Genomic DNA, 22,361 nt, shown 5'->3' with positions numbered 1-22,361 from the left:
TATTAAATTTACGACGATTTTAAGTGAAACACAGACACCTCAGGGCGACAGAGGAAGCGGTAAGGAAGTCTCGTTGTCCCAATGCCTCGACTTACAAATAAATCCAACCCTTCTACCTGATACTGACCCTCCACATATTTCTCAGCCATAGGCGGTGTGACAAGGTGACCGAAAAATGGGAGTTGAATTTGTCCTCCGTGACTGTGCCCCGACAGCTGAACGTCTACAGGATAGTGGCGAACTTGATCCGCACTGTCCGGTTCGTGTGCCAGCAGAATCGTAAACACCTGTTTTTGTATGGGGGCCAGTGCCGCATCAAGATCAGGTTTTCCTAGAAGGAAGTCATCTACGCCTGCTAGAGCAAAAGCATCTTCGTCCTTCGTGATAAGTTGGTGTTCATTTTGTAACAATTGAAACCCACCATCGGTCATCAGTTCCTTGATTTTCTCGGTTCCATAGCCACCATGGTCATGGTTCCCGTAAATCCAGAACTTCCCGTATGGCGCTTCAAACTTTCGCAACAGGCGGGGGAGGTTTGGTCTGAACGCATAGGAATCGGGGTCGTCTACCAGGTCTCCTGTGAAAACGATCAAGTCCGGCTGCTGGTCCTGTACGGAAGTGACCAGCCTGCTAAAGGATGGTTCGTCGTAGTGAAATCCTAAGTGGGTGTCGGAAAATTGCAGGATCTTAAAGTCATCGAATGAAGCGGGAATCTTTTCATCTCTCAGGGTATAGTGCTGAAAGGTAAGCATTTCAGGTTCTATGTATCGGGCATAAAGATAACTGACTCCACTTAACCCGAGAATACCCACAATACTCTGCAGTCCCTTTTTCAAAAACTCGCGTCGTGTGATTGCCATAAGAAGCCCTCTTCTCTAAGTGCTTTTGCCATTATACCATGCTTGATGATAAGAAAAATGATGATTTCTGTCTATGGAATTGAACTTTTTTCAAAAATGAACAGGAATTCATTTTTTTGTGTTGAATGTTATCAAGAGACAGATAGGAGGCTTAGGATGATGAAAAATGAAGTAGTCATTGTAACGGGTGGTTCAAGTGGTATGGGAATGTATATGGCGAAACGGTTCTTGGAAGAAGGAGCGAAAGTCGTGATTACAGGTCGTAGTGAGGAGAAACTTCAAAATGCGAAGGAGCAGATTGCTCAAGGAAAAGAAGACCAGCTTCTCCTCATTCCAATGGATGTGAGAGAAGTTGAGCAAGTCGAGAAGATGGTCGAAACGACAGATCAGCATTTCGGAAGAATCGATCATCTCGTGAACAATGCAGCGGGGAATTTCATTTCGCCTGCTGAAAAACTAAGTACAAACGGTTGGAACTCAGTGATCAACATCGTATTGAATGGTACTTTTTATTGCAGTCAGGCTGTTGGGAAGTATTGGATCGATAAAGGAATCAAAGGCTCTATTCTGAATATCGTGGCTACATATGCATGGAATGCCGGCGCCGGGGTCATCCACTCCGCCTCGGCAAAAGCAGGCGTGCTCACCATGACCCGCACATTAGCTGTAGAGTGGGGGACGAAGTATGGCATTCGTGCAAATGCGATTGCTCCTGGACCCATCGAGCGGACAGGTGGGGCAGAGAAGTTATTTGAATCTGAAAAGGCTGCACAGCGTACATTACAATCCGTGCCTCTTGGAAGACTAGGGACGCCTGAAGAAATTGCAGGACTTGCCCGATTCATGCTTTCTGAAGAAGCGTCTTATATGAACGGTGAAGTCGTGACGCTGGACGGGGGGCAATGGTTGAACAAGTTTCCTTTCTAGTCCTTGTAGCGTTTTATAGGTATAAAAAACCCGGACGATCCGTCGTCCGGGTTGTATGCTTGAATTTACGATATATGGACGAAGACGCATGTCGCGTTCCCCTCGTTAGATGATGTAGAAGAATATAGAGAAGAAGTGTAAGATCGAACCACCAAGTACGAAAAGGTGCCAAACCATATGGTGGTAGGTGAAACTTCTCCAGACATAGAATATAGCCCCTATGGAGTACATGACTCCGCCTACAACAAGGTACGTAATGCCGGCAGCAGGTACTTCCGCTGTCAAAGGACCCCAGGCAAGAATGATCAGCCAACCCATCAACACGTAAAAAACAGTGGACAGGACGACAAAGCGTTTGACGAAGAATACTTTGAATAGTACTCCGAGGATCGCAATCCCCCACACGATTCCAAACAATGTCCATCCAAGGGTTCCACGAAGCGGAACGAGGAGGATCGGTGTGTATGTCCCCGCAATGAATAGATAGATCGATGAATGATCAAAGATTTCGAATAAATCTTTGGCTTTTCCAGGTGGAAAACTATGGACAAGTGTCGAAGAGACATAAAGCAGGAGCATGGTAGCTCCGTAAATGGATACAGAAACAATATGCCAGGCGTTACCGCCGATACTTGCGAATACGATCAAGAGCACGAGCATAGCGATACTAAGAATAGCTCCAATGCCGTGTGTAATGGCGTTGGCAATTTCTTCTCGTTTTGAGAATGTGTGTGTCATCATACATCAATCAACCCCGATTCCTTTAGTTACCACCATTATACGCTTTTACGTCAGAGGATGAAAGGATCGGTTCTCTCACGTGAGGTTTGAAGTTCGGAAATGGGGGAATAAAGGTAGCGTTACAAAGGTTGATGCGAAGGATGTCGGGAATTGCAGTTCGAGTTCACTAGGAAACTATGTTACACTGTTTTATGGTTCACATTGAGCGTATGAATTCTGTGCTCCTTCCGTTGTATGTTTTAAAGGAGTGATTAAAAGTATGGTAAGTTTGGAACAAAGTAAATTGGAGTGGCCTAAGATTAAAGATTTGATGATCCCATCCGAAAAAGTGGCTCACGTTCAAATCGGAAATCCTCTCGAGCACGCTTTGCTTGTTCTGGTCAAGTCAGGTTATTCGGCTGTTCCGGTGCTGGATCCCACCTACACGTTTCAAGGTGTGATCAGCAAGACGAAGATTTTGGAAGAAACATTGGGAATTGAAGAATTTGAACTGAACAGGCTGGGAGAAATACAAGTTCATGAGATCATGGATGCGGAAGTACCCTGCTTGAGTCCGGAGGATCATATGATTGATGCTTTACACAAGCTGATTGACTATCCTTTTGTATGTGTAACGAACGAGGCCGGGGAATTCGATGGCATTGTAACGAGACGAAGCGTTCTAAAACAATACAGTAAGCATTATCATGAAATTCTCAAACACTACGAATGAAAATAAAATCGATCATTATGATAAAATAGATGGCATCTTAGGGTGTCATCTATTTTTGTAAAAAAATATAAGAAAGGGTGGAGAGATGGAACATGTACATATAAAAAACCGCCCTCTCATTTTAGCTTCGGTTATGCTGGCTATGTTTTTAGCAGCTATAGAAGCGACAATCGTATCCACAGCTATGCCGTCTATTGTAGCGGACCTAGGAGGGTTCCGGCTTTACAGTTGGGTCTTTTCAGCATACTTATTAACCAACGCTGCCACTGTTCTTCTATTTGGAAGACTCGCTGATATCTTTGGCAGAAAGCCTATTTTTTTGACGGGGATTAGTTTTTTCCTGATCGGGGCTATTCTCTCAGCACTTGCTCCAAGCATGGAGGTATTAGTCGCTGCACGGCTTGTGCAGGGAGTTGGCGCTGGCGCGCTGATGCCGATTGCTACTACTATCGTCGGGGACATTTATACAAAAGAAGAACGGGCGAAAATCCAAGGTTATCTGTCCAGCGTTTGGGGGATTTCTGCCGTTACCGGACCACTTCTGGGTGGTTTTTTTGTCGATGTCCTAAGCTGGCCCTATGTGTTTTGGATGAATGTGCCACTCGGTCTGTTGGCTCTAGCAGGCATTATGATCTTTTTTAAGGAAGAATCTTCTATGGAGAAGAGGTCTGTTGATGTTATAGGATCTGTCTGGGTGATCCTTGCCATCAGCTCCTTGATCGTCCTGCTTGTGGAAGGTGGAAACCGTATTCCGTTGATGTCTGTTGGGTTTATCGGATTAGTCATTCTCTCTCTTGGAAGCCTGATGGCGTTCATTAAGCATGAAAAATCAATGAAGGACCCGATGCTTCCATTAGACTTATGGTCGATTCGCTCCATTCGTTTTGCTAACATCACCTCGTTTATTACTGGAATGATTCTGATTGGTGTATCCAGTTATCTGCCTGCGTTTGTTCAAGGGGTGATGGAGAGGTCTGCAACCGTAGCGGGGTTTACGTTGACAACGATGTCGATCGGCTGGCCAATCGCTTCTACAATGGCGGGGAGGCTCATCTTAAAGATAGGATACCGCCCGACATCCATGCTTGGCGGCACTTCCTTAATTGCAGGGGCCGTGCTTTTCTCGCTGCTTTCCTCAGAAAAAGGTCCCTGGTTCGCGGCATCAGGCTCTTTGTTGATCGGTGTCGGCATGGGACTGACATCAACCTCGTTCATTGTTTCCATTCAAAATGCTGTGGAATGGCAGTCCAGAGGAATTGCAACAGCTTCGAATATGTTTATGAGGTCAATCGGTAGTGCACTGGGCGCGGCACTCTTAGGTGGACTTCTCAATAACCGTGTTGCATCTTATCTTGAACAGGAAGGGCTATCCGGTGAATACGATGTGAATTCGACTAATCAGCTATTAACAGAAGCCGGTCGTTCAGAGTTGGGAAATCAAGCCAAAGTGGCCCTGCAGGAAGGGTTGAGTTCGGGGCTTCACAACGTATACCTGGGATTAATTGTATTAGCTGTCGCTAGTTTTCTGTTTATTTTGCAACTTCCGAAAAAAGAAGATTGATATTACCTGAAATCCTTTGATAAAGTAAAGAGTGAAAGATGATACATAAAGGAGGAATTAATAATGAAACAAATGGATGCAAATGAAATTATTTCTTTTATTTCAAATAGTGAGAAGTCTACACCGGTTAAGGTTTATGTGAAAGGTGCGAATTTAGAGAACTTGGAATTCGGCGAAGGGGTACAGGACTTCGTAACGGGGCAATCAGGCGTGCTGTTTGGTGAGTGGAAAGTGATTGAACCGCTTCTGAATAAGTATCAAGATCAGATTGAAGATTATGTTATTGAAAACGACCGACGTAACTCTGCAATCCCACTTCTTGATTTGAAACAGGTGAACGCACGCATCGAGCCAGGTGCTGTCATTCGGGATCAAGTAGAGATCGGTGACGGGGCCGTAATCATGCTTGGTGCTATGATCAACATTGGTTCTGTTGTAGGAGAAGGCACGATGATCGATATGAACGTTGTACTCGGTGGACGCGCGACAGTCGGTAAGAACTGTCACATTGGTGCAGGTGCCGTTCTAGCAGGAGTAATTGAACCCCCTTCAGCGAAACCGGTTGTTGTAGAAGACGGTGTCGTAATCGGAGCGAATGCTGTTGTCCTTGAAGGCGTAACAGTAGGTGAAGGAGCGGTTGTAGCCGCAGGGGCGATTGTAACAGAAGATGTACCACCCAATACTCTCGTCGCAGGAACACCGGCCAAGGTCATTAAGGAAATCGATGACCAAACGAAATCCAAGACAGAAATAAAACAGGAACTACGTAAGCTGGATAACTAATAGTAGAAGGGCCTTGCTGATCAGCAAGGCCTTTCCTGTAATCATTTGAAACATGCACGTTTTACGGTTAGCATTCACAATTGTTCATTTAGAGAGAGAGGTCATCATCATGAATAAAGAAAGCTTGATAAAAGTTCGCCGAGATCTTCATCGCATTCCGGAATTAGGATTTAAAGAATTTAAAACCCAACGCTACCTGCTTCAATATATTGAACAGCTTCCGCAGGAGCATCTGACTATTAAAACGTGGAGAACAGGCGTACTTGTTCATATTAGAGGAAAGTCCGGTACCAAAACGATAGGGTACCGAGCAGATATTGATGGACTTCCACTAGATGAGGAGACGGATCTGCCGTTTTCTTCAGAACATAAGGGGAACATGCACGCTTGTGGTCACGATTTTCATATGACGATTGCGCTTGGCGCATTGACTCGACTTGCCGAATCCCCGGCTGAGCACCATGTTGTATTCATTTTCCAACCGGCAGAAGAAGGTCCTGGGGGTGCTGAACCTATGCTTCAATCGGAAGAAATGAAAGCTTTCTGGCCCGATGCCATCTATGCACTTCACGTTTCGCCAGAAAACCCTGTAGGAACAGTAGCGACAAAGCCAGGAATCCTTTTTGCCAACACGAGTGAATTGTTTATTGATCTGAAAGGTGTGGGGGGGCATGCTGCTTATCCGCATCAAACGAAGGATATGGTCGTGGCGGCAAGTTCATTTATCGTTCAACTTCAGCAGATTGTTGCTCGAAGAATCGATCCGTTAGACAGCGCCGTCATATCGGTCGGAAAGATGGAAAGCGGAACGGTGCAAAATATTATCGCGCAGCGTGCACGCATCGAAGGTACAATCCGTACGCTCTCACCAGAATCGATGGAGAATGTGAAAAGGGAGATTGAGAAGCTTGCAGCGGGGTGTGAAATCTCGAATGATTGTCAGATAACGATCGATTACGGGTCCAATTACTATGAAGTCACGAATGATGAAAACTTAGTGCGCGCCTTTCGTTCATTGATGGAAGAATCGGATTATACGTATGTAGAAGCCCCTATGGCCATGACGGGAGAAGACTTTGGATATATGCTGAAAGAAATTCCGGGCTTTATGTTCTGGCTCGGAGTTGATTCTGAAGCTGGTCTTCACCAATCCAAGCTGAATCCGAACGAGGATGCCTTGGAAGTCGGTGTCCGAGTCGTTGAATCAGTTGCTCGGAATCTCATTTGAATATGTGAGGCGAAAACAGCCACACTAAGCGTTGATGCTTTGAAAATCCCTAGACTGCCAATGAGCGTGAAATAGAAACGGGGGCACAACAGTATGGAATCTGCCATTAAACTTACGGCTGTGGCGATCTTGATCTTATTGACCGCCTTTTTCGTAGCGAGTGAATTTGCGATTGTAAAAGTTCGGAAGACGAGAATGGAAGCAAGAGCGGCCGAAGGGGACCTAAAGGCTGAGCGGTCGTTAAAGCTGTTGAATAACCTCGATTACTATTTGTCTGCCTGCCAACTAGGGATCACAATTACAGCGCTTGGTTTAGGTTGGCTGGGGGAGCCGACATTGGAAGTTCTTCTGCACCCACTGTTTGAGAGGTTTGAACTTCCTGGAGCCATCACCTCCACACTGTCCTTTGCCATCGCTTTCTTCGTTATCACATTTTTACATGTTGTTTTAGGTGAGCTTGCTCCGAAGACGATTGCGATCCAGAAAGCAGAACGGATTACGCGTCTTCTCGCGCGGCCTCTTATTTTATATAGTAAGCTTATGTATCCTTTGATCTGGCTTTTGAACGGTTCTGCCAATTTATTCGTCCGCCTGTTTGGTTTTCAGACGGCAAGAGAGTCTGATGAGGCCCATTCAGAGGACGAACTCCGGCACATCCTGAGTCAGAGCTACCATCGAGGGGAAATCAACAGGTCCGAGTACACGTACGTCGACCGTATTTTTGAGTTTGATAACCGGACAGCAAAAGAGATTATGATTCCAAGGACGGACATGGTCGTTCTGGATATTGAAGATTCGATGACGGCTAATATCCGTGTGATGAGAAATAAGCGATACACGAGATATCCCGTTATGGAAGGAGAGAAAGATCAAATCATCGGTCTGATACATATGAAAGAGCTCGTCTTCGCAGAAGGTCAAGAAGGCCTTCATTCATTTGTTCGACCGATTATGAAGGTATTTGAAAATGTCCCAATCCGCGACCTCCTCGTTAAAATGAAGAAGGACCATTCTCATATGGCAGTGCTTGTCGATGAGTATGGGGGCACGTCGGGGATTGTCACGATTGAAGATATTTTAGAGGAAATTGTAGGGGAGATCCGGGACGAATTTGATCAGGAAGAAGAAAAAGAGATCCGTCGTTTGAAGAATGGTCACTTTCTCTTAGATGGAAAGACCTCTGTGCAGGATGTGAATGACTACTTCAGTGTGGACTTGAAGCACGAGGAGATTGATACGATCTCTGGCTGGATCTACACCCAGGATTATGATGTGGAAGAGGGAACGGTCCTGCAAGGCGGGAGGCTTCACTTAAAGGTGGTCGATATGGATGACCATCAGATCAGAAAAGTGGAGGTTTGGGATGAGGCAACATAATATTAGAAAAAGTCCAGGGGAAGCCCCTGGACTTTTTAATTATTCACTTTCGTTTTTCGTTACATACACTTGGTGAGGATAAGGAATTTCAATGTTTGCTTCATCCAGCGCTTCTTTCATTGCTTTTCTCAAGTCACGCTCGACGCCCCATTGCTCCATGTTTTCTGTTTTACCAAGTACACGGATCACGACATCAGAAGATCCAAGGCTTTGTACGCCAAGCACATTCGGACCATCTTTGAAACGCTCGTCCTCTTGGAAGCGGTCGGCTACTTTCTGCAGGACGGAAATGGCTTCATCGATGTTCTCGTCATAACCGATACCGATATCGACAAGTGCGCGCATGTTTCCGCGGGAATGGTTCGCCACTCCGACAATATTACGGTTAGGGACAAAGTTCAGCGTACCATCGAAACTGCGGATCTGAGTGGTACGAATGCCGACTTCTTCTACGACACCATCGTAGCCGCCAGCTGTTACGTAATCCCCCACTTCAATTTGACGCTCAAGTAATAGAAAGAAGCCTGTTACGATGTCGGATACGATGCCTTGTGCACCGAACCCAATCGCGAGACCAACAATACCGGCTCCAGCGATCAGAGGAGCGATATTGATATTGAGTGCCCCAAGAATCATCACGATGAAAATAAAGATAAGAGCATAAGAGAAAATATTCACAGCCAGTTTCTCAATGGTCTTACTACGGCTTTCGGTCAGCTTACGCTGCTCGCTCATCTTCTGTATGGACTTTTCAATGGCTTTTGTACCGAGCGGTTTAACAATCGCAAAGCCTATAATTAACAGGAGAATCTCAACTCCACCTGTAATTAGCCACTCGACGAGTACACTCGGGTTAAATTTAAATCCTTCTTCAAACAAATTCATAAACGAACTCCTTTCGACAAATAAGTACTCTTATATAGAATAGCGAAAAGTACATAGTCGTTTCAAATATTTTTCAACAAAACGCATAAAAATGTCGAATGACAGAAACATTGTTACCCGTTATCGTATCTTTTCAAACGGAGAGTTGAGGGCCTGACAGCCATTTTGTCTTGTTTGAAAGAGTAGATTTAATGATTTGGGGAAAGAAAAACATAACCACATTAAATATGAAGGTTTCAGTCTAAAGGATGAGGTCATTCCGACTAAAGCATGAAGTGTCGTGAATTTTTGAAAAATTGGTTCAAAAAGGTGGATATTTATTTCGATACCCGATATATTAGTAATTACGTAAAAAAAGATTAAAAGGAGGGAAATACACATGGATACATTTAAAAAATTGAAACAGTTTTATTGGCCTTATCGAAAATATTTCTTTTGGTCGTTATTCTCTTTATTGTTCGTTACCGTTATATCGGTCGCTTATCCAGTCGTACTGCAAATTACGATTGACGATGTCATACGTGGAGAACAGTACAACCTGATTCCGTATATCTGCATTGCTTTTATTGGGTTAATGATGATTAAGGGAATTGCAACATATTTCCATCAATACTTAGGGGAATATTTCGGCATTAGTGCCGTGTACACGCTTCGCGATGAATTATATAAGAAGCTCCAGCGACTCCCGTTTCGCTATTACGACAATGCGAAGACAGGGGATTTGATGTCCCGCTTAACAGCGGATGTGGAGGGGTTCCGCTTTTTCCTTGCGCTGGGATTCTCAGAGTTGATCCGCATAACGCTACTTATCGTAATCAGTCTGAGCGTTATGTTCTACTACTCTGTCCCACTCGCACTGGTTACGATGGCAGCCATGCCTTTTCTGGCAGTCGTCGTTTATCGATTTGACCGTAAAGTACACCCGGCATTCCGTAAGATCAGAAAGTCTTTCGGTAAATTGAATACGCGTGTTCAGGAGAACATTAGCGGGATGAATACCGTCAAATCTCTTTCACGTGAAGATTTCGAAGTAGACCGGTTCCTGAACCGGAGTGAAGATTACCGAACGAAATTCATCACCACGTCGAACATCTGGTCCAGATATTTTCCTTTAATGGAGTTCATCGGGAACGTAAGTGTCGTGGCACTCCTTGCTTATGGAGGTTACTTAGTAATTAATGACGGTCTGCAATTAGGAGAGCTCGTTGCCTTCTTCCAACTTGTATGGCTTGTTCTCGGACCACTGATGAACTTTGGCTTCGTCATTAACTTATTCTCTCAGTCGAAGGCTTCAGGGGAGCGGTTACTTGAAATTCTGGAAGCAGAAGAAGACATACAGGAGAAATCGAACCCGATCATTCAGGATCGTCTGAAGGGACACGTTACATTCAAGGATGTCACGCTGACGTACACAGAAGACGATGATTCGGCCTTGAAGGACATTTCATTCGATGCACCGCCTGGAAAAACAATCGGGTTGATCGGTGCGACTGGATCCGGAAAAACGAGTATCACTCAACTCATTACTCGTTTCTACGAGCCGGAAAAAGGGGAAGTACTGGTCGATGAGAAGCCCGTCCAGGAATATGGATTGAAAACCTTAAGAAAGAACATTGGTTTTGTCCTTCAGGAATCATTCCTTTTCTCCACAACAATCAAAGAGAATATCAGTTATGGGAATCCGGATGCAACGCTTGATGACGTTATCGCGGCAGCTAAGAGAGCCCAGGCGCATGACTTTATCATGGATATGCCGAACGGGTACGACACCCTCCTCGGAGAGCGGGGAATGGGGCTTTCCGGTGGACAAAAGCAGCGTATTGCGATTGCGCGTGCGATCTTGATCGATCCTGCTATTCTCGTACTGGATGATGCCACATCAGCCGTTGATATGGAGACCGAATTCCAGATTCAGAAAGCGCTTCAGGAGGTCATGGAAGGCCGTACGACGTTTATCATCGCCCACCGTATCTCATCCTTGAAGCATGCGGATGAAATACTCGTTCTTGAAGACGGGGAAGTCGTTGAGAGAGGTGTGCACGATGATCTCTTAATCAACGGTGGCCCATATCAGAGAATATATGATATTCAATATCAAGATAAAGAAAAAATCCTCAACACAGCCAATTTTTAAAGAAAAGGAGGGATCCCTTTGGTTAAAAGACCTAAACATAAACCAGAAACGACAAAGCATTTGAATCGATTCAAATATACACAGGATCAGGCGATAGAGAAGCCATTCAACTGGTCGCAGATGTGGCGTATGCTCCGCTATATTAAACCGTATGCGAAGACCCTTTTACCGATTGCCATCATTGCGATGCTTGTATCGACCATCGTGCGTCTCGTCGTGCCGATCTTAGTAGGTAAAGTAGCCATTGATATCGCGATTGAGAATGAGGATGTACCATTCCTTGTTCAACTTGTAGTGGGTATCGGAATCATGTACCTACTCAGTTATATCGGAAATGCGCTCAGAATCAAGTATGTGAACATACTGGGGCAGAACGTCATCTACGATTTGAGACAGCATTTGTTCTCGCACGTTCAAAGGCTCTCCCACCGGTTCTTTGACACCCGGTCCGCCGGGTCGATTCTCGTCAGGATTATGAATGACATCAACTCTTTACAAGAACTATTCACGAACGGAATCGTAAACCTACTTATGGATGTTGTAATGCTCACAGGTATTGTCATTATCCTCTTTGTCATAAGCCCTAAGCTTGCACTTGCGATATTAGTCATTTTACCGATTATGTTCTACATCTCGACCAAACTGCGCCGTAATATCCGCAGGTCCTGGCAGGACGTACGGATCCAACAGTCAAAACTGAACTCTCACTTGAACGAGAGCATTCAGGGTGTGCGGATCACACAGTCTTTCACGCAGGAAAAGGAGAACACTGAGTACTTTGATGGTGTCAATACAGATAACTTTAAATCTTGGGATACAGCTGTTAAGAAAAGCTCGATGTTCCGTCCGTTTGTTGAGATGAGCAATGCCGTTGGTACGGTAATTCTTGTAGCATATGGTGCTCATCTCATCATACAAGATGATATCTTAGTAGGAACATTTGTAACCTTTTCCTTCTACCTGGGCATGTTCTGGGAACCGATTTCTAGACTGGGTATGATGTACAATCAGCTTCTTATGGCCATGGCTGCATCGGAAAGAATCTTTGAATTCCTTGATGAACAGCCGAATGTCGAGGAGAAGGACAATGCCGTCAACTTGAAGGACATGAAGGGGCACATCGAATTCGATCATGTCCAGTTTGCCTACGATGAAAAAAGAATCGCCCTTCATGACATCAATTTGGAGATGAAGCAGGGAGAGACGGTAGCCCTTGTTGGTCACACAGGCTCTGGGAAGTCGACGATCGCAAACCTCGTCAGCCGGTTCTATGACCCGACGAAAGGGGCCGTTAGAATCGATGGCGTCGACTTGAGGGACGCGACGATAGATAGTGTGCGCCAGCAGATCAGTGTCGTCCTTCAGGATACATTCATCTTCTCAGGGACGATCATGGAGAATATCCGATTCGGTCAGCCAGGAGCGTCTGATGAAGAGGTGAAGGAAGCAGCGAAAGTCGTAGGAGCAGATGACTTCATTCAACGCTTGAGCAATGGGTATGAAACAGAAGTCGAGGAACGTGGAAGCATTCTCTCTGCAGGAGAACGACAGCTTCTATCCTTTGCCCGTGCACTTCTTGCGAATCCTCGGATTCTGATCTTGGATGAAGCGACAGCGAGTATCGACACAGAAACAGAAGTGAAGATCCAGCAGGCTCTTCGGAAATTGTTAAAAGGACGCACAGCGATCATGATCGCCCACCGATTATCGACGATCCGTGAAGCGGATAATATTTTCGTTTTAGAACAAGGAAAAATTCTTGAAAATGGATCTCATGATGAACTGATGGATCAAAAAGGCGAGTACTATGAACTTGTCAAAGCCCAGTTCCAAATGCTTGATGCGATATAGAAAAAGGAAACACCTACTTCAATAGTAGGTGTTTTTCTTTGTTCAAACTTTTGTCAAAAACCCCTCAAGATGCTTGGTAATGCAGGATGGCGTTACGTTTTGGTCGATAGAGGGTAATAGTTTTGCAAGTAAATCTTTAGACAAATGAAATATTGTAGTGTATTCTGAGTGCAAATTAAACGTTTGTGAAGTTTGTCACAAAATCGTCAACAACCGATGAACCATGAAACGGTTACACCTTTTATACTGAACATAGACAAACTCGCAATAATTGATAGATTGATTCGTGAGGAGGAAATTGAAATGTTTGAATTAGATGGTGCGACGATCAGTCGTCTCTTAACATCTATGACTCTTCTCTTCCATGCCATCTTTGCAACGCTTGGGGTAGGGGTTCCTGTTTTAGTGTCAGTAGCTGAACTAATCGGAATCAAGAAAAAAGACCCTCACTACACACTGCTTGCAAGACGTTGGACGAGAGGGTACACCATTACGGTAGCAGTAGGGGTCGTGACAGGAACGGCGATAGGTTTGCAACTCTCCTTAATTTGGCCAAGCTTCATGCGTTTCGCCGGAAATGTCATTGCACTGCCTCTATTTATGGAGACCTTCGCTTTCTTCTTTGAAGCGATTTTCTTAGGGATTTATTTATATACATGGGATCGTTTCAAAAACCCGATATACCACTGGCTGCTGTCGATACCAGTTGTGATCGGCGGAACGATGTCTGCGTTCTTCATCACGACGGTGAACTCATTCATGAACCAGCCTCAAGGATTTGATATGGAGAATGGAACGATTACAGCGATTGATCCGTTAGCAGCGATGTTCAATCCGGCTACACCAACAAAGGTGTTCCACGTTGTTTCGTCTTCCTATCTCACCGCAGCAGCCGTTCTAGCGGCGATTGCAGCCATTTCGATCTTGTTGAAAAAAGGCTCCGCTTATCACAAAAAAGCATTGAAACTAACAGTTTCTATGATGTTCATCTTTGCCATCCTAACAGCTGTAGCCGGCGACTTATCTGCTAAATTCCTTGCCGAACACCAGCCAGAGAAATTGGCAGCAGGTGAGTGGCACTTTGAAACGGAGGCAGGAGCGGATCTTGTCGTGTTCGGAACGTTGAATGAAAACAATGAAGTGGAGAATGCGATTCGAATACCGAATGCTTTAAGCTTCCTCGCTTATGGTGATTTTAATGCAGAGGTGCAAGGGTTGGAAGAAACACCTGAAGACGAGCGGCCACCACTCTGGATTCACTATATGTTCGACCTTATGGTAACGATCGGTTTCTATACATTAGGCATTTCGATGTTGTTCCTCGTCTTCTGGAAGATCAAGAAGTGGAATGAGCACAATCGATTGATCCTGGCAGGTATTGCCGTTGCCGGACCGCTTTCGATGCTCGCCATCGAGTTCGGGTGGATCTATGCCGAAGTCGGCCGTCAGCCTTGGATTATGCGAGGCTTTATGACGGTGACAGAAGCTGCAACAACATCCCCTTATGTAGGGGCGATGTTCTGGTTGTTCTTCGCCCTTTATGTTGTACTGGGCGTCGGTTGTGTGGTCGTCCTTAGAAAGATGTTCAAAGACAACCCGGCAGAGCTTGAACTTGAGCACAGGTTCCCGCAAATTGCTGCTACGAAGGAGGATGACAAGTCATGAGTTATGAATTAATAGGAATTACAGTTCTTTGGTTCTTCCTATATGGCTACCTCATCGTGGCCTCGATTGATTTCGGGGCCGGGTTTTTTGCCTATTATGCGAGGATGACAAAGAAAGATCATATTATGAATCAGTTGATCTCCCGTTATCTTTCTCCCGTTTGGGAAGTAACGAACGTCTTTTTCGTCTTCTTCTTCGTAGGGCTGGTCGGATTCTTTCCGGACACAGCTTATTACTACGGCCAATCCTTATTAATCCCGGGAAGTATTGCAATCGTGCTCATAGCGATTCGTGGTTCTTTCTATGCTTTTGAGAGTTATGGGTCCAAGGATAATGCATTCTATATGTTTCTTTATGGAGCTACAGGGCTGCTAATACCGGCATCCCTTTCGACAGCACTCACGATTTCTGAAGGTGGTTTCATAGAAGAAACCGCAAATGGTGTCCAGCTGCTTTACAGGGAACTGTTAACGAGCCCGTATTCATGGAGTGTCGTTTTCCTGGCTATTGTATCCGTCCTCTACATCAGTGCGATGTTTCTCGCGTATTACGCCAATAGAGCGGGAGACGAGCCGGCGTTGGAACTGGTGAGGAAGTACGCTCTGTTCTGGAGTTCACCTACTATCATTGCCAGCTTGACAACATTCATTGCACTCAGTCAGCAGAACTATGACCACTATGAGAGTGCGCTTGATCTCTGGTGGGTATTCGGAATATCAGTAGCCTTCTTCATGATTGCAGTATTTCTAGTCTATCAAGGAAAGTATTATGGTTGGGCATTTGTCTCTGTGATGTTCCAATTCTTATTTGCATTCTTTGGGTACGGAGCTTCCCATCTTCCGTACATCCTACGTCCTTTTATCACAATTTCGAGTGGTGTGACGAACGAAACGATGGCGATTTCATTAATTGTCGTATTCATTGCGGGATTGTGTCTGTTGATACCTTCCTTAATCTTATTGATGCGTTTATTCCTTTTCGATGCGGATTATGTAAAAGGGAAGAAATAGTGCAAAGAAGGTGGATCGAAATAGCGATCCATCTTCTTTTTTAAAGCGTTTATTCCGCGCCATCCGACAGACAATAGGACCAGTTATGTGGTAGAATAACGTTAGATTTCATGGAATATGGAGGAAGCTCATAATGAAAAAAGAATTCGCAGTTATCGGGTTGGGACGATTTGGAGGCAGCATCTGCCGCGAGTTAAGCCGTGAAGGCATGGAAGTTCTGGCTCTTGATTTAGATGAGGATAAAGTCAATGAATATAGAGACATTGCTGCGCATGCAGTCATCGCTGATTCTACAGATGAGAATGTGTTAAAAGAGTTAGGCCTTAGAAATATCGACCATGTCATTGTGGCGATTGGTGACAACATTCAAGCAAGTATTCTGACAGCATTGATGTTAAAGGAACTTGGCATCAAGACGATTACCGTCAAGGCGCAAAATGATTACCATGAGAAGGTATTGAACAAAATAGGTGCCGATCACGTCGTACACCCTGAGAGGGACATGGGGAAACGTATCGCCCACAACATTATCTCCAACAATATTCTCGATTACATCGAACTGTCTGACGACCATAGTGTTGTCGAGGTGAAGGCTGGTAGCAAAATGAGCGGCCGTACATTAGTCGATCTTGATATTCGTGCGCAGTATGGGTGTAACGTCGTGGCTATTAAGCGTAAAAAAGATGTCATCGTATCACCTATGGCGACAGAAGAAATTAGAGAGAGTGATGTATTGATCGTTATCGGTGCAGATAAAGATATCAGTCGATTTGAGAAAAACTTGGTCGTTGAAGACTAAAGAAGCATCCAACTTTGAATACCTTTTATTAATAAAAGGTATTCTTAAATGCTTGCTGCAATATAGAGAACGGGGCGCCTCCACTTTTGGAAGGCGTCTTTTTTTTCGTTTAAGAACTTTTCATATGGGAAATAAGAAGGTTATACGCTATAAGTTGAGGTGAAGGATATGTTTCAAAAACGAACAGGTGAAGTTCTAGTAGACCAACTCATTTCCCAAAATGTAAAACATGTATTCGGCTTACCCGGCGATTCCGTCAATGAATTTGTCGAGGATTTGCGGAAAAAACAAGAAGATATACAGTTCATTCAAGTCAGACATGAAGAGACAGGAGCACTTGCTGCTTCTTCCTACGCCAAGGTAACAGGGCAGCTCGGCGTCACCTTGGCGATCGCTGGTCCTGGAGCCATCCACTTAATGAATGGACTGTACGACGCGAAGGCGGATAACGTCCCTGTTTTAGCGATTGTTGGACAGGTGAACAGTACTGAAATTGGTACAGAAGCCTTTCAAGAGATCAATTTAGAGCGGATGTTTGACGACGTAGCCGTTTTTAATAAACGAGTGGAAACGGAAGTTCAGCTCCCTGATCTAATGAATCAGGCGATCCGTCAGGCTTATGCCGAGCGTGGGGTCTCCGTGCTCATCGTCCCGGATGATCTTTTTGCTAAGAAGTTCAAGGACGAACCGAGGCTGACATCTCCAGGGTATGTGAAACCGGAAATGATGCCTGCAGCGAATGATTTGAATAAAGCGCGTGAACTTATTGAAGCGGCTGAGAAACCTTTGATTTTAGCCGGTCAGGGTACGAAGCACGCTCGAGAATCGCTGCTTTCTTTTGCAGAGACCATTCAGGCACCCATCGTGCTTAGTCTGCTTGCCAAAGGGGTGATTCCTGATCATCATCCATATAACCTAGGGCAGCATGGTCAAATCGGTACGAAGCCAGCTTACCATGCTGTGAAGGAGACCGATCTTCTCATTCTGGTAGGTACGCAGTTCCCGTATCGAGACTTCCTGCCGGACCACGTGAAGGCGATTCAAATTGATAATGAGCCTGCCAACATCGGAAAGCACTATCCGGTTGATGTTGGACTTCCAGGTGATGCAAAAGCAACGATGCAAGCCCTTATGGAAATGGTAGTGCCTGCGGAATCAAGAGACTACCTCGTTAAGTATCAAGATAAAATGAAGGACTGGCATATTGCTTTGCAGGAAGAGAAACGTTCTCAGGATAACCCGATTCATGCACCACAAGTGATGTATCAACTTGAAAAAGTCATGAAACCAGGAGCTGTCATTTCTGGCGATGTCGGAAACTCGACCGTCTGGGTATCAAGGTTCCTTCCGTTAGTCGATCAGAAGTTCATGCTTTCAGGATGGCTTGCTACGATGGGCAGTGCTTTACCTGGAGCCATCGCTGCACAGCTTGCTTATCCGGACAAACAGGTGATTGGCATTGCAGGAGACGGTGGTTTTTCTATGGTCATGCATGATTTTGTGACTGCTGTAAAATACGATTTGCCGATTAAGATGGTCGTGTTGAATAACAGCAAAATCGGTATGATTAAATATGAACAGGAACAAATGGGACACTTGAATTATGAAACGGATTTAGGTGAAATGGATTTTGCCAAGTTTGCTGAGGCATGCGGGGGAGAAGGATACCGAATTGAAACCTTCGAAGACCTGGAGTCGAAAATTCAGCAAGCCTTCTTATCCAACAAGCCTGCCGTTATCGATGTAGTGATTGATGACCAAGCACCGCTTCCTGGACATATTGATTACCAGTCTGCGGTCAACTACTCTTCTTATATCATCAAGAACTTCTTCGAAAGCGGTACACTGGATCTGCCTGATATGAGGAAGGCGCTGAAGCGTTTAACGTAATGATCACAAAAAATAGCCCCCGCTGTTTAACAGCGGGGGCTTATTTGTATCACACTTCCATAATGATTGGAAGGATCATTGGGCGACGCTTCGTTTTCTCGAATAAGAATGGAGCGATGGTATCCGTAATCTCATTTTTAATTTCGGACCATTGGGTCGTACGACGTTCCATTACTTTTTCTACATGGGAACTAACAAGCTTTTGAGCTTCTTTAATTAAGTCCTCAGACTCTCTCATATAAACGAATCCACGAGAGATGATGTCCGGGCCGGAAGCAATCTTGAATTCCTTCATGTTGATACTCACGACAACAATGACAAGTCCTTCTTCAGAAAGAATACGACGGTCACGGAGAACGATATTTCCAATATCGCCAATGCCGCTTCCATCTACGTAGACAGAGCCGGATGGAATCTTGCCAGCCACCATCGCTTCATCTTTTCCTAGAGCCAGTACATCTCCGTTATCCATAACGAAACAGTTGTCTGGTTCAACTCCACAGTCATGACTGAGCTTCGCGTGCTCTTTCTGCATGCGGTACTCACCGTGGATCGGCATAAAGAACTTAGGTTGAATGAGTCGAAGCATTAACTTCATCTCTTCACGACTACCGTGTCCGGATGTGTGAATGTCATTCAATGGACCGTGAATAACATCTGCTCCTGCACGGTACAACTTATTAATTGTACGGCTGACACTAATTGTGTTTCCAGGGATTGGGGAAGAAGAGAACACAACGGTGTCGCCTGGCTGAATTTGGATCTGACGGTGCGTACCATTGGCGATACGTGAAAGGGCCGCCATCGGTTCACCTTGAGATCCGGTACATAGAATGGCTACTTCGTTTGCAGGAAGACGGTTAATCTGCTGCGCATCGATAAACGTATCCTTCGGGGCGCGGATATAACCTAACTCCCGTCCAATTGTAATGGATGCTTCCATGCTTCGACCGAATACCGCAACTTTACGGTTATTCCTTACAGCCGCCTCAACGACTTGTTGTAAACGGTGGATGTTCGAAGCGAACGTTGCAAAAATCAAACGACCATCTACGCGAGTGAAGATGTCCTGAATACTTTGTCCAACCACACGTTCCGACTTCGTAAAGCCAGGCACTTCGGCGTTCGTACTATCTGATAACAGGGCGAGAACTCCTTCTTTTCCAATCTCAGCCATTTTGGTTAGATTGGCAGGTTCTCCGACAGGGGTGAAATCGAATTTAAAGTCTCCAGTGTGAACGACGTTACCAGGAGGGGTCTTTACAACGATTCCGAATGAATCTGGAATACTGTGTGTCGTACGGAAGAAAGATACCGATGTTTTACGGAACTTGATCACATCTTCTTCCTCGATTGTGTGTAATTTCGTGTTTCGTAATAAGCCGTGTTCATCCAGTTTATTACGAAGTAGGCCAGCTGCTAATTTTCCAGCATATATAGGGATATTCACTTCTTTTAGTAAGTAAGGGATTCCACCGATGTGGTCTTCGTGACCGTGTGTGATAAAGAGTCCCTTAATTTTGTCCTGGTTCTGAACAAGGTACGTATAGTCAGGGATGACATAATCGATACCAAGCAGTTCGTCTTCAGGGAATTTAATTCCAGCATCAATGAGGATGATTTCGTCTTGGAATTGTACACCGTATGTGTTTTTACCGATCTCACCAAGTCCGCCTAAAGCGAAAACGGCGGTCTGGTCATTCTTTACAAACTTCATCCGTTACACGTTCTCCACGGCGTAGTCTTCTGACTGTTGCTCGTAAGCCAAGTGATCCTCATTAAGCACTTGGATGAATTCAATGTTAATACCCTTTTCTGCTAGCTTCTTTCGTACTTCTCTCTCTTTTTCCGCTTCCACGTACATGGCCTGTGTACGTTCGCGAACAGGAACTTCTTCTTTATGTTCCTGATATAATACTTTAAAAATCATTTCTCTATCGCTCCTAACTAGATATAATTTCCACATTTTTGTCCTGTCATCAATCATAGCACGTTTGTTTAAGTGTGTGGTACTGAATCGCAATGGTTCAACGAGTTCCAAACCATCCATTCAAGATTCACGCGTAGGTTTTTCGTTCCATAAGTTTTTTCCAACGTTTTCTAAGCACCCTTCTTAGACGCTTCATCATCGTGCATCCATCTCCTTTCCAAGATGAAGAAAAGCACTAAAAACGTTAAACCGCCCAATCCCTGTTACTTCTAGTATAATACGGTTTGGTAAAGAATGAAACATTTACATTTCGAATATTGGTTGTTTTTCTTCTCAAACCTTACGAGTCATGCTAAAGTAAAGCCAAATACTATCCACTGTTAGTATTACATAACACTGCGGAATTCAAACGGAGAGGAAGTTGAAACATGAAAAAGAAAATTGCATTCTTTGATATAGACGGCACCCTTCTGAATCATGAGAAAGAACTGCCGATCGAGACGAAGCAGGCTATTCAAGACCTTAAAGATGCGGGAGTCTTTGTCGCTATTGCTACAGGAAGAGCTCCATTTATGTATAAAGAGCTTCGGGACACACTTGGAATCGATACCTTCGTAAGTTTCAACGGACAATATGTTGTTTTTGAAGGGGAAGTCGTGTATAAAAACCCACTTTCTACAGAGCATCTGAAAGCCTTGCATGCGGATGCTGAATCGAATGACCATCCAATGGTGTTCATGAATCACGAAGGTATGAAAGCAACGACTCCCGATCACGCTCATATCCAAAAGAGCCTGGGATCCCTTTACATGGACCATCCTCCTGTCGATGCTTCATTCTATGAAACGCGTGAAATTTATCAATCCCTTCTTTTCTGTGAGGGGGATGAAATTGACGAATACCGCCAGAAGCACGATGAGTTTGATTACATTCGTTGGCACCAGTATTCCTGTGACGTTCTGCCTTCAGGCGGTTCTAAAGCAGAAGGAATCAAGAAACTGATTGAAGCCGCTGGACTGCAGATCGAGGATTCCTATGCTTTTGGGGATGGGCTGAATGACGTAGAGATGATTGAAGCAGCCGGTGTCGGAGTAGCGATGGGCAACGCAGTTTTTGAAACGAAGCAGGTGAGTGATTACGTGACAGAAGACGTGAATGATGGGGGACTTGTAAAAGCTATTTATGAAGTTGGCCTTTTGTAAGTCTTGTTACGCGGATCATTTAATGACTGATGTTATATGAAGCAACTTATTAAGAAACTAATTCCCTGTTTATCACAGAAAAGAGCTCAGACTAAGATGTCTGAGCTCTTTTTATATTTATTGATCGGCTGGAGTAGCGTTTTCAGGCTCTTTGAATGGGTCTTCTTGATCGATGTGATCATAGAACATAACACCGTTCAAGTGGTCGATCTCGTGTTGAAATACGATGGCTGCATAATCTTTGAGGCGCAGCTTCACGTCGTTTCCTTCAAGATCTGTCGCCTTAATTGTAATACGACGGTATCTCGGTACGTAGCCTGGAACTTCGCGGTCCACAGACAGGCACCCTTCACCAGTGGATAAATACGTTCTTTCAACCGAGTGGCTGACGATTCGAGGGTTGTATAAACCGTAAGAATATAATTTATCTTTCAAATCAACGAAGTGTACAGCAAGCATACGTTTGTTCACATTGATCTGCGGGGCGGCAAGACCTACACCAGGACGAAGACCATATCGGTCGCATACAACCTCGTCTTGACTGTTCTTCAGATATTGAAGCATTTCTTCGAGGGTTTCCTGGTCTTCTTTCGATGGAGGAAGGTCGACCTCTTCCGTTACTTTACGGAGGGCAGGGTGGCCTTCGCGTACGATATCGTTCATTGTAATCATAAAACCAAACATCCTTTCTATCTTTAGTCACTGTACCATACATTTAGAATGAAGCTCTAAAAAAGCGTATTTAAGCCTTACATGAAATAAAAATGGAATTGGAAAAATACGATAAATGCCACTTTCATTTTATT

General features: G+C 44.7%; 19 protein-coding genes. 13 read left to right on the top strand and 6 right to left on the bottom strand.

The features are described from left to right. Positions 1 to 8: 8 nt before the first annotated feature. Entirely contained in the window at positions 9 to 860 is an 852-nt protein-coding gene (locus tag LCM20_RS02505) for a metallophosphoesterase (protein WP_225193846.1), read from the bottom strand. Positions 861 to 1,019: 159 nt separating this feature from the next. On the opposite strand from LCM20_RS02505, the gene fadH reads away from it, so the two are divergent. Beyond that, on the top strand, positions 1,020 to 1,787 hold the full coding sequence (gene fadH, locus LCM20_RS02500; RefSeq protein ID WP_225193845.1) for a 2,4-dienoyl-CoA reductase: 768 nt from the start codon (positions 1,020 to 1,022) through the stop codon (positions 1,785 to 1,787). A 105-nt stretch (positions 1,788 to 1,892) separates the two neighbouring features. Here fadH and trhA read toward each other — a convergent pair whose 3' ends face one another. After that, a complete protein-coding gene (gene trhA / locus LCM20_RS02495; protein WP_225193844.1) occupies positions 1,893 to 2,528 on the bottom strand; it encodes a PAQR family membrane homeostasis protein TrhA in 636 nt (211 codons plus the stop codon). Between the two features lie 259 nt (positions 2,529 to 2,787). Between trhA and cbpB the strand changes: the two genes are divergently transcribed. From cbpB to LCM20_RS02470, 5 genes are all read left to right on the top strand, one after another. Continuing rightward, the gene (cbpB, locus tag LCM20_RS02490; RefSeq protein WP_225193843.1) at positions 2,788 to 3,240 is read left to right on the top strand and encodes a cyclic-di-AMP-binding protein CbpB; all 453 of its coding nucleotides are present in this window, start codon (positions 2,788 to 2,790) and stop codon (positions 3,238 to 3,240) included. Positions 3,241 to 3,325: 85 nt separating this feature from the next. After that, complete coding sequence (locus LCM20_RS02485; RefSeq protein ID WP_225193842.1) at positions 3,326 to 4,801, top strand: MDR family MFS transporter; 1,476 nt, start codon at positions 3,326 to 3,328, stop codon at positions 4,799 to 4,801. Positions 4,802 to 4,864: 63 nt separating this feature from the next. Continuing rightward, positions 4,865 to 5,584 carry a 2,3,4,5-tetrahydropyridine-2,6-dicarboxylate N-acetyltransferase gene (gene dapD / locus LCM20_RS02480; RefSeq protein ID WP_225193841.1) on the top strand — a complete coding sequence of 240 codons (720 nt, stop codon included), beginning with the start codon at positions 4,865 to 4,867 and terminating at the stop codon, positions 5,582 to 5,584. A gap of 109 nt (positions 5,585 to 5,693) precedes the next feature. After that, the gene (locus tag LCM20_RS02475) at positions 5,694 to 6,812 is read left to right on the top strand and encodes an N-acetyldiaminopimelate deacetylase (RefSeq protein WP_225193840.1); all 1,119 of its coding nucleotides are present in this window, start codon (positions 5,694 to 5,696) and stop codon (positions 6,810 to 6,812) included. Between the two features lie 93 nt (positions 6,813 to 6,905). Beyond that, the gene (locus LCM20_RS02470; protein WP_225193839.1) at positions 6,906 to 8,189 is read left to right on the top strand and encodes a hemolysin family protein; all 1,284 of its coding nucleotides are present in this window, start codon (positions 6,906 to 6,908) and stop codon (positions 8,187 to 8,189) included. A 39-nt stretch (positions 8,190 to 8,228) separates the two neighbouring features. On the opposite strand, the gene LCM20_RS02465 is transcribed toward LCM20_RS02470, so the two are convergent. After that, complete coding sequence (locus LCM20_RS02465; RefSeq protein ID WP_225193838.1) at positions 8,229 to 9,074, bottom strand: mechanosensitive ion channel family protein; 846 nt, start codon at positions 9,072 to 9,074, stop codon at positions 8,229 to 8,231. Positions 9,075 to 9,453: 379 nt separating this feature from the next. On the opposite strand from LCM20_RS02465, the gene LCM20_RS02460 reads away from it, so the two are divergent. From LCM20_RS02460 to LCM20_RS02435, 6 genes are all read left to right on the top strand, one after another. Further along, a complete protein-coding gene (locus tag LCM20_RS02460) occupies positions 9,454 to 11,208 on the top strand; it encodes an ABC transporter ATP-binding protein (RefSeq protein ID WP_225193837.1) in 1,755 nt (584 codons plus the stop codon). 18 nt (positions 11,209 to 11,226) lie between these two features. After that, the gene (locus LCM20_RS02455; protein ID WP_225193836.1) at positions 11,227 to 13,059 is read left to right on the top strand and encodes an ABC transporter ATP-binding protein; all 1,833 of its coding nucleotides are present in this window, start codon (positions 11,227 to 11,229) and stop codon (positions 13,057 to 13,059) included. A 303-nt stretch (positions 13,060 to 13,362) separates the two neighbouring features. Next, positions 13,363 to 14,724: a cytochrome ubiquinol oxidase subunit I gene (locus LCM20_RS02450; protein WP_225193835.1), complete on the top strand. Its 1,362-nt coding sequence runs from the start codon at positions 13,363 to 13,365 to the stop codon at positions 14,722 to 14,724. Next, positions 14,721 to 15,734 (top strand): cytochrome d ubiquinol oxidase subunit II, encoded by a 1,014-nt coding sequence (locus LCM20_RS02445; protein ID WP_225193834.1) that lies wholly within the window; start codon positions 14,721 to 14,723, stop codon positions 15,732 to 15,734. Before LCM20_RS02450 ends, LCM20_RS02445 begins: the two co-directional genes overlap by 4 nt. A gap of 133 nt (positions 15,735 to 15,867) precedes the next feature. After that, positions 15,868 to 16,533: a potassium channel family protein gene (locus LCM20_RS02440; RefSeq protein ID WP_225193833.1), complete on the top strand. Its 666-nt coding sequence runs from the start codon at positions 15,868 to 15,870 to the stop codon at positions 16,531 to 16,533. A gap of 168 nt (positions 16,534 to 16,701) precedes the next feature. Next, the gene (locus LCM20_RS02435) at positions 16,702 to 18,423 is read left to right on the top strand and encodes a pyruvate oxidase (RefSeq protein ID WP_225193832.1); all 1,722 of its coding nucleotides are present in this window, start codon (positions 16,702 to 16,704) and stop codon (positions 18,421 to 18,423) included. 49 nt (positions 18,424 to 18,472) lie between these two features. On the opposite strand, the gene rnjA is transcribed toward LCM20_RS02435, so the two are convergent. Together rnjA and LCM20_RS02425 are read right to left on the bottom strand one after the other, a co-directional pair. Continuing rightward, entirely contained in the window at positions 18,473 to 20,140 is a 1,668-nt protein-coding gene (rnjA, locus tag LCM20_RS02430) for a ribonuclease J1 (RefSeq protein ID WP_225193831.1), read from the bottom strand. Between the two features lie 3 nt (positions 20,141 to 20,143). After that, entirely contained in the window at positions 20,144 to 20,353 is a 210-nt protein-coding gene (locus LCM20_RS02425) for a DNA-dependent RNA polymerase subunit epsilon (protein WP_225193830.1), read from the bottom strand. A gap of 428 nt (positions 20,354 to 20,781) precedes the next feature. Here LCM20_RS02425 and LCM20_RS02420 point away from each other — a divergent pair, with 428 nt between their 5' ends. Continuing rightward, positions 20,782 to 21,555 carry a Cof-type HAD-IIB family hydrolase gene (locus LCM20_RS02420; protein WP_225193829.1) on the top strand — a complete coding sequence of 258 codons (774 nt, stop codon included), beginning with the start codon at positions 20,782 to 20,784 and terminating at the stop codon, positions 21,553 to 21,555. Between the two features lie 117 nt (positions 21,556 to 21,672). On the opposite strand, the gene def is transcribed toward LCM20_RS02420, so the two are convergent. Then, complete coding sequence (gene def / locus LCM20_RS02415; RefSeq protein ID WP_225193828.1) at positions 21,673 to 22,227, bottom strand: peptide deformylase; 555 nt, start codon at positions 22,225 to 22,227, stop codon at positions 21,673 to 21,675. Positions 22,228 to 22,361: the final 134 nt, after the last annotated feature.

Source organism: Halobacillus litoralis (assembly GCF_020171725.1).
GTDB lineage: Bacteria > Bacillota > Bacilli > Bacillales > Halobacillaceae > Halobacillus > Halobacillus litoralis_F.
This window is presented reverse-complemented; position numbering and strand designations above follow the sequence as displayed.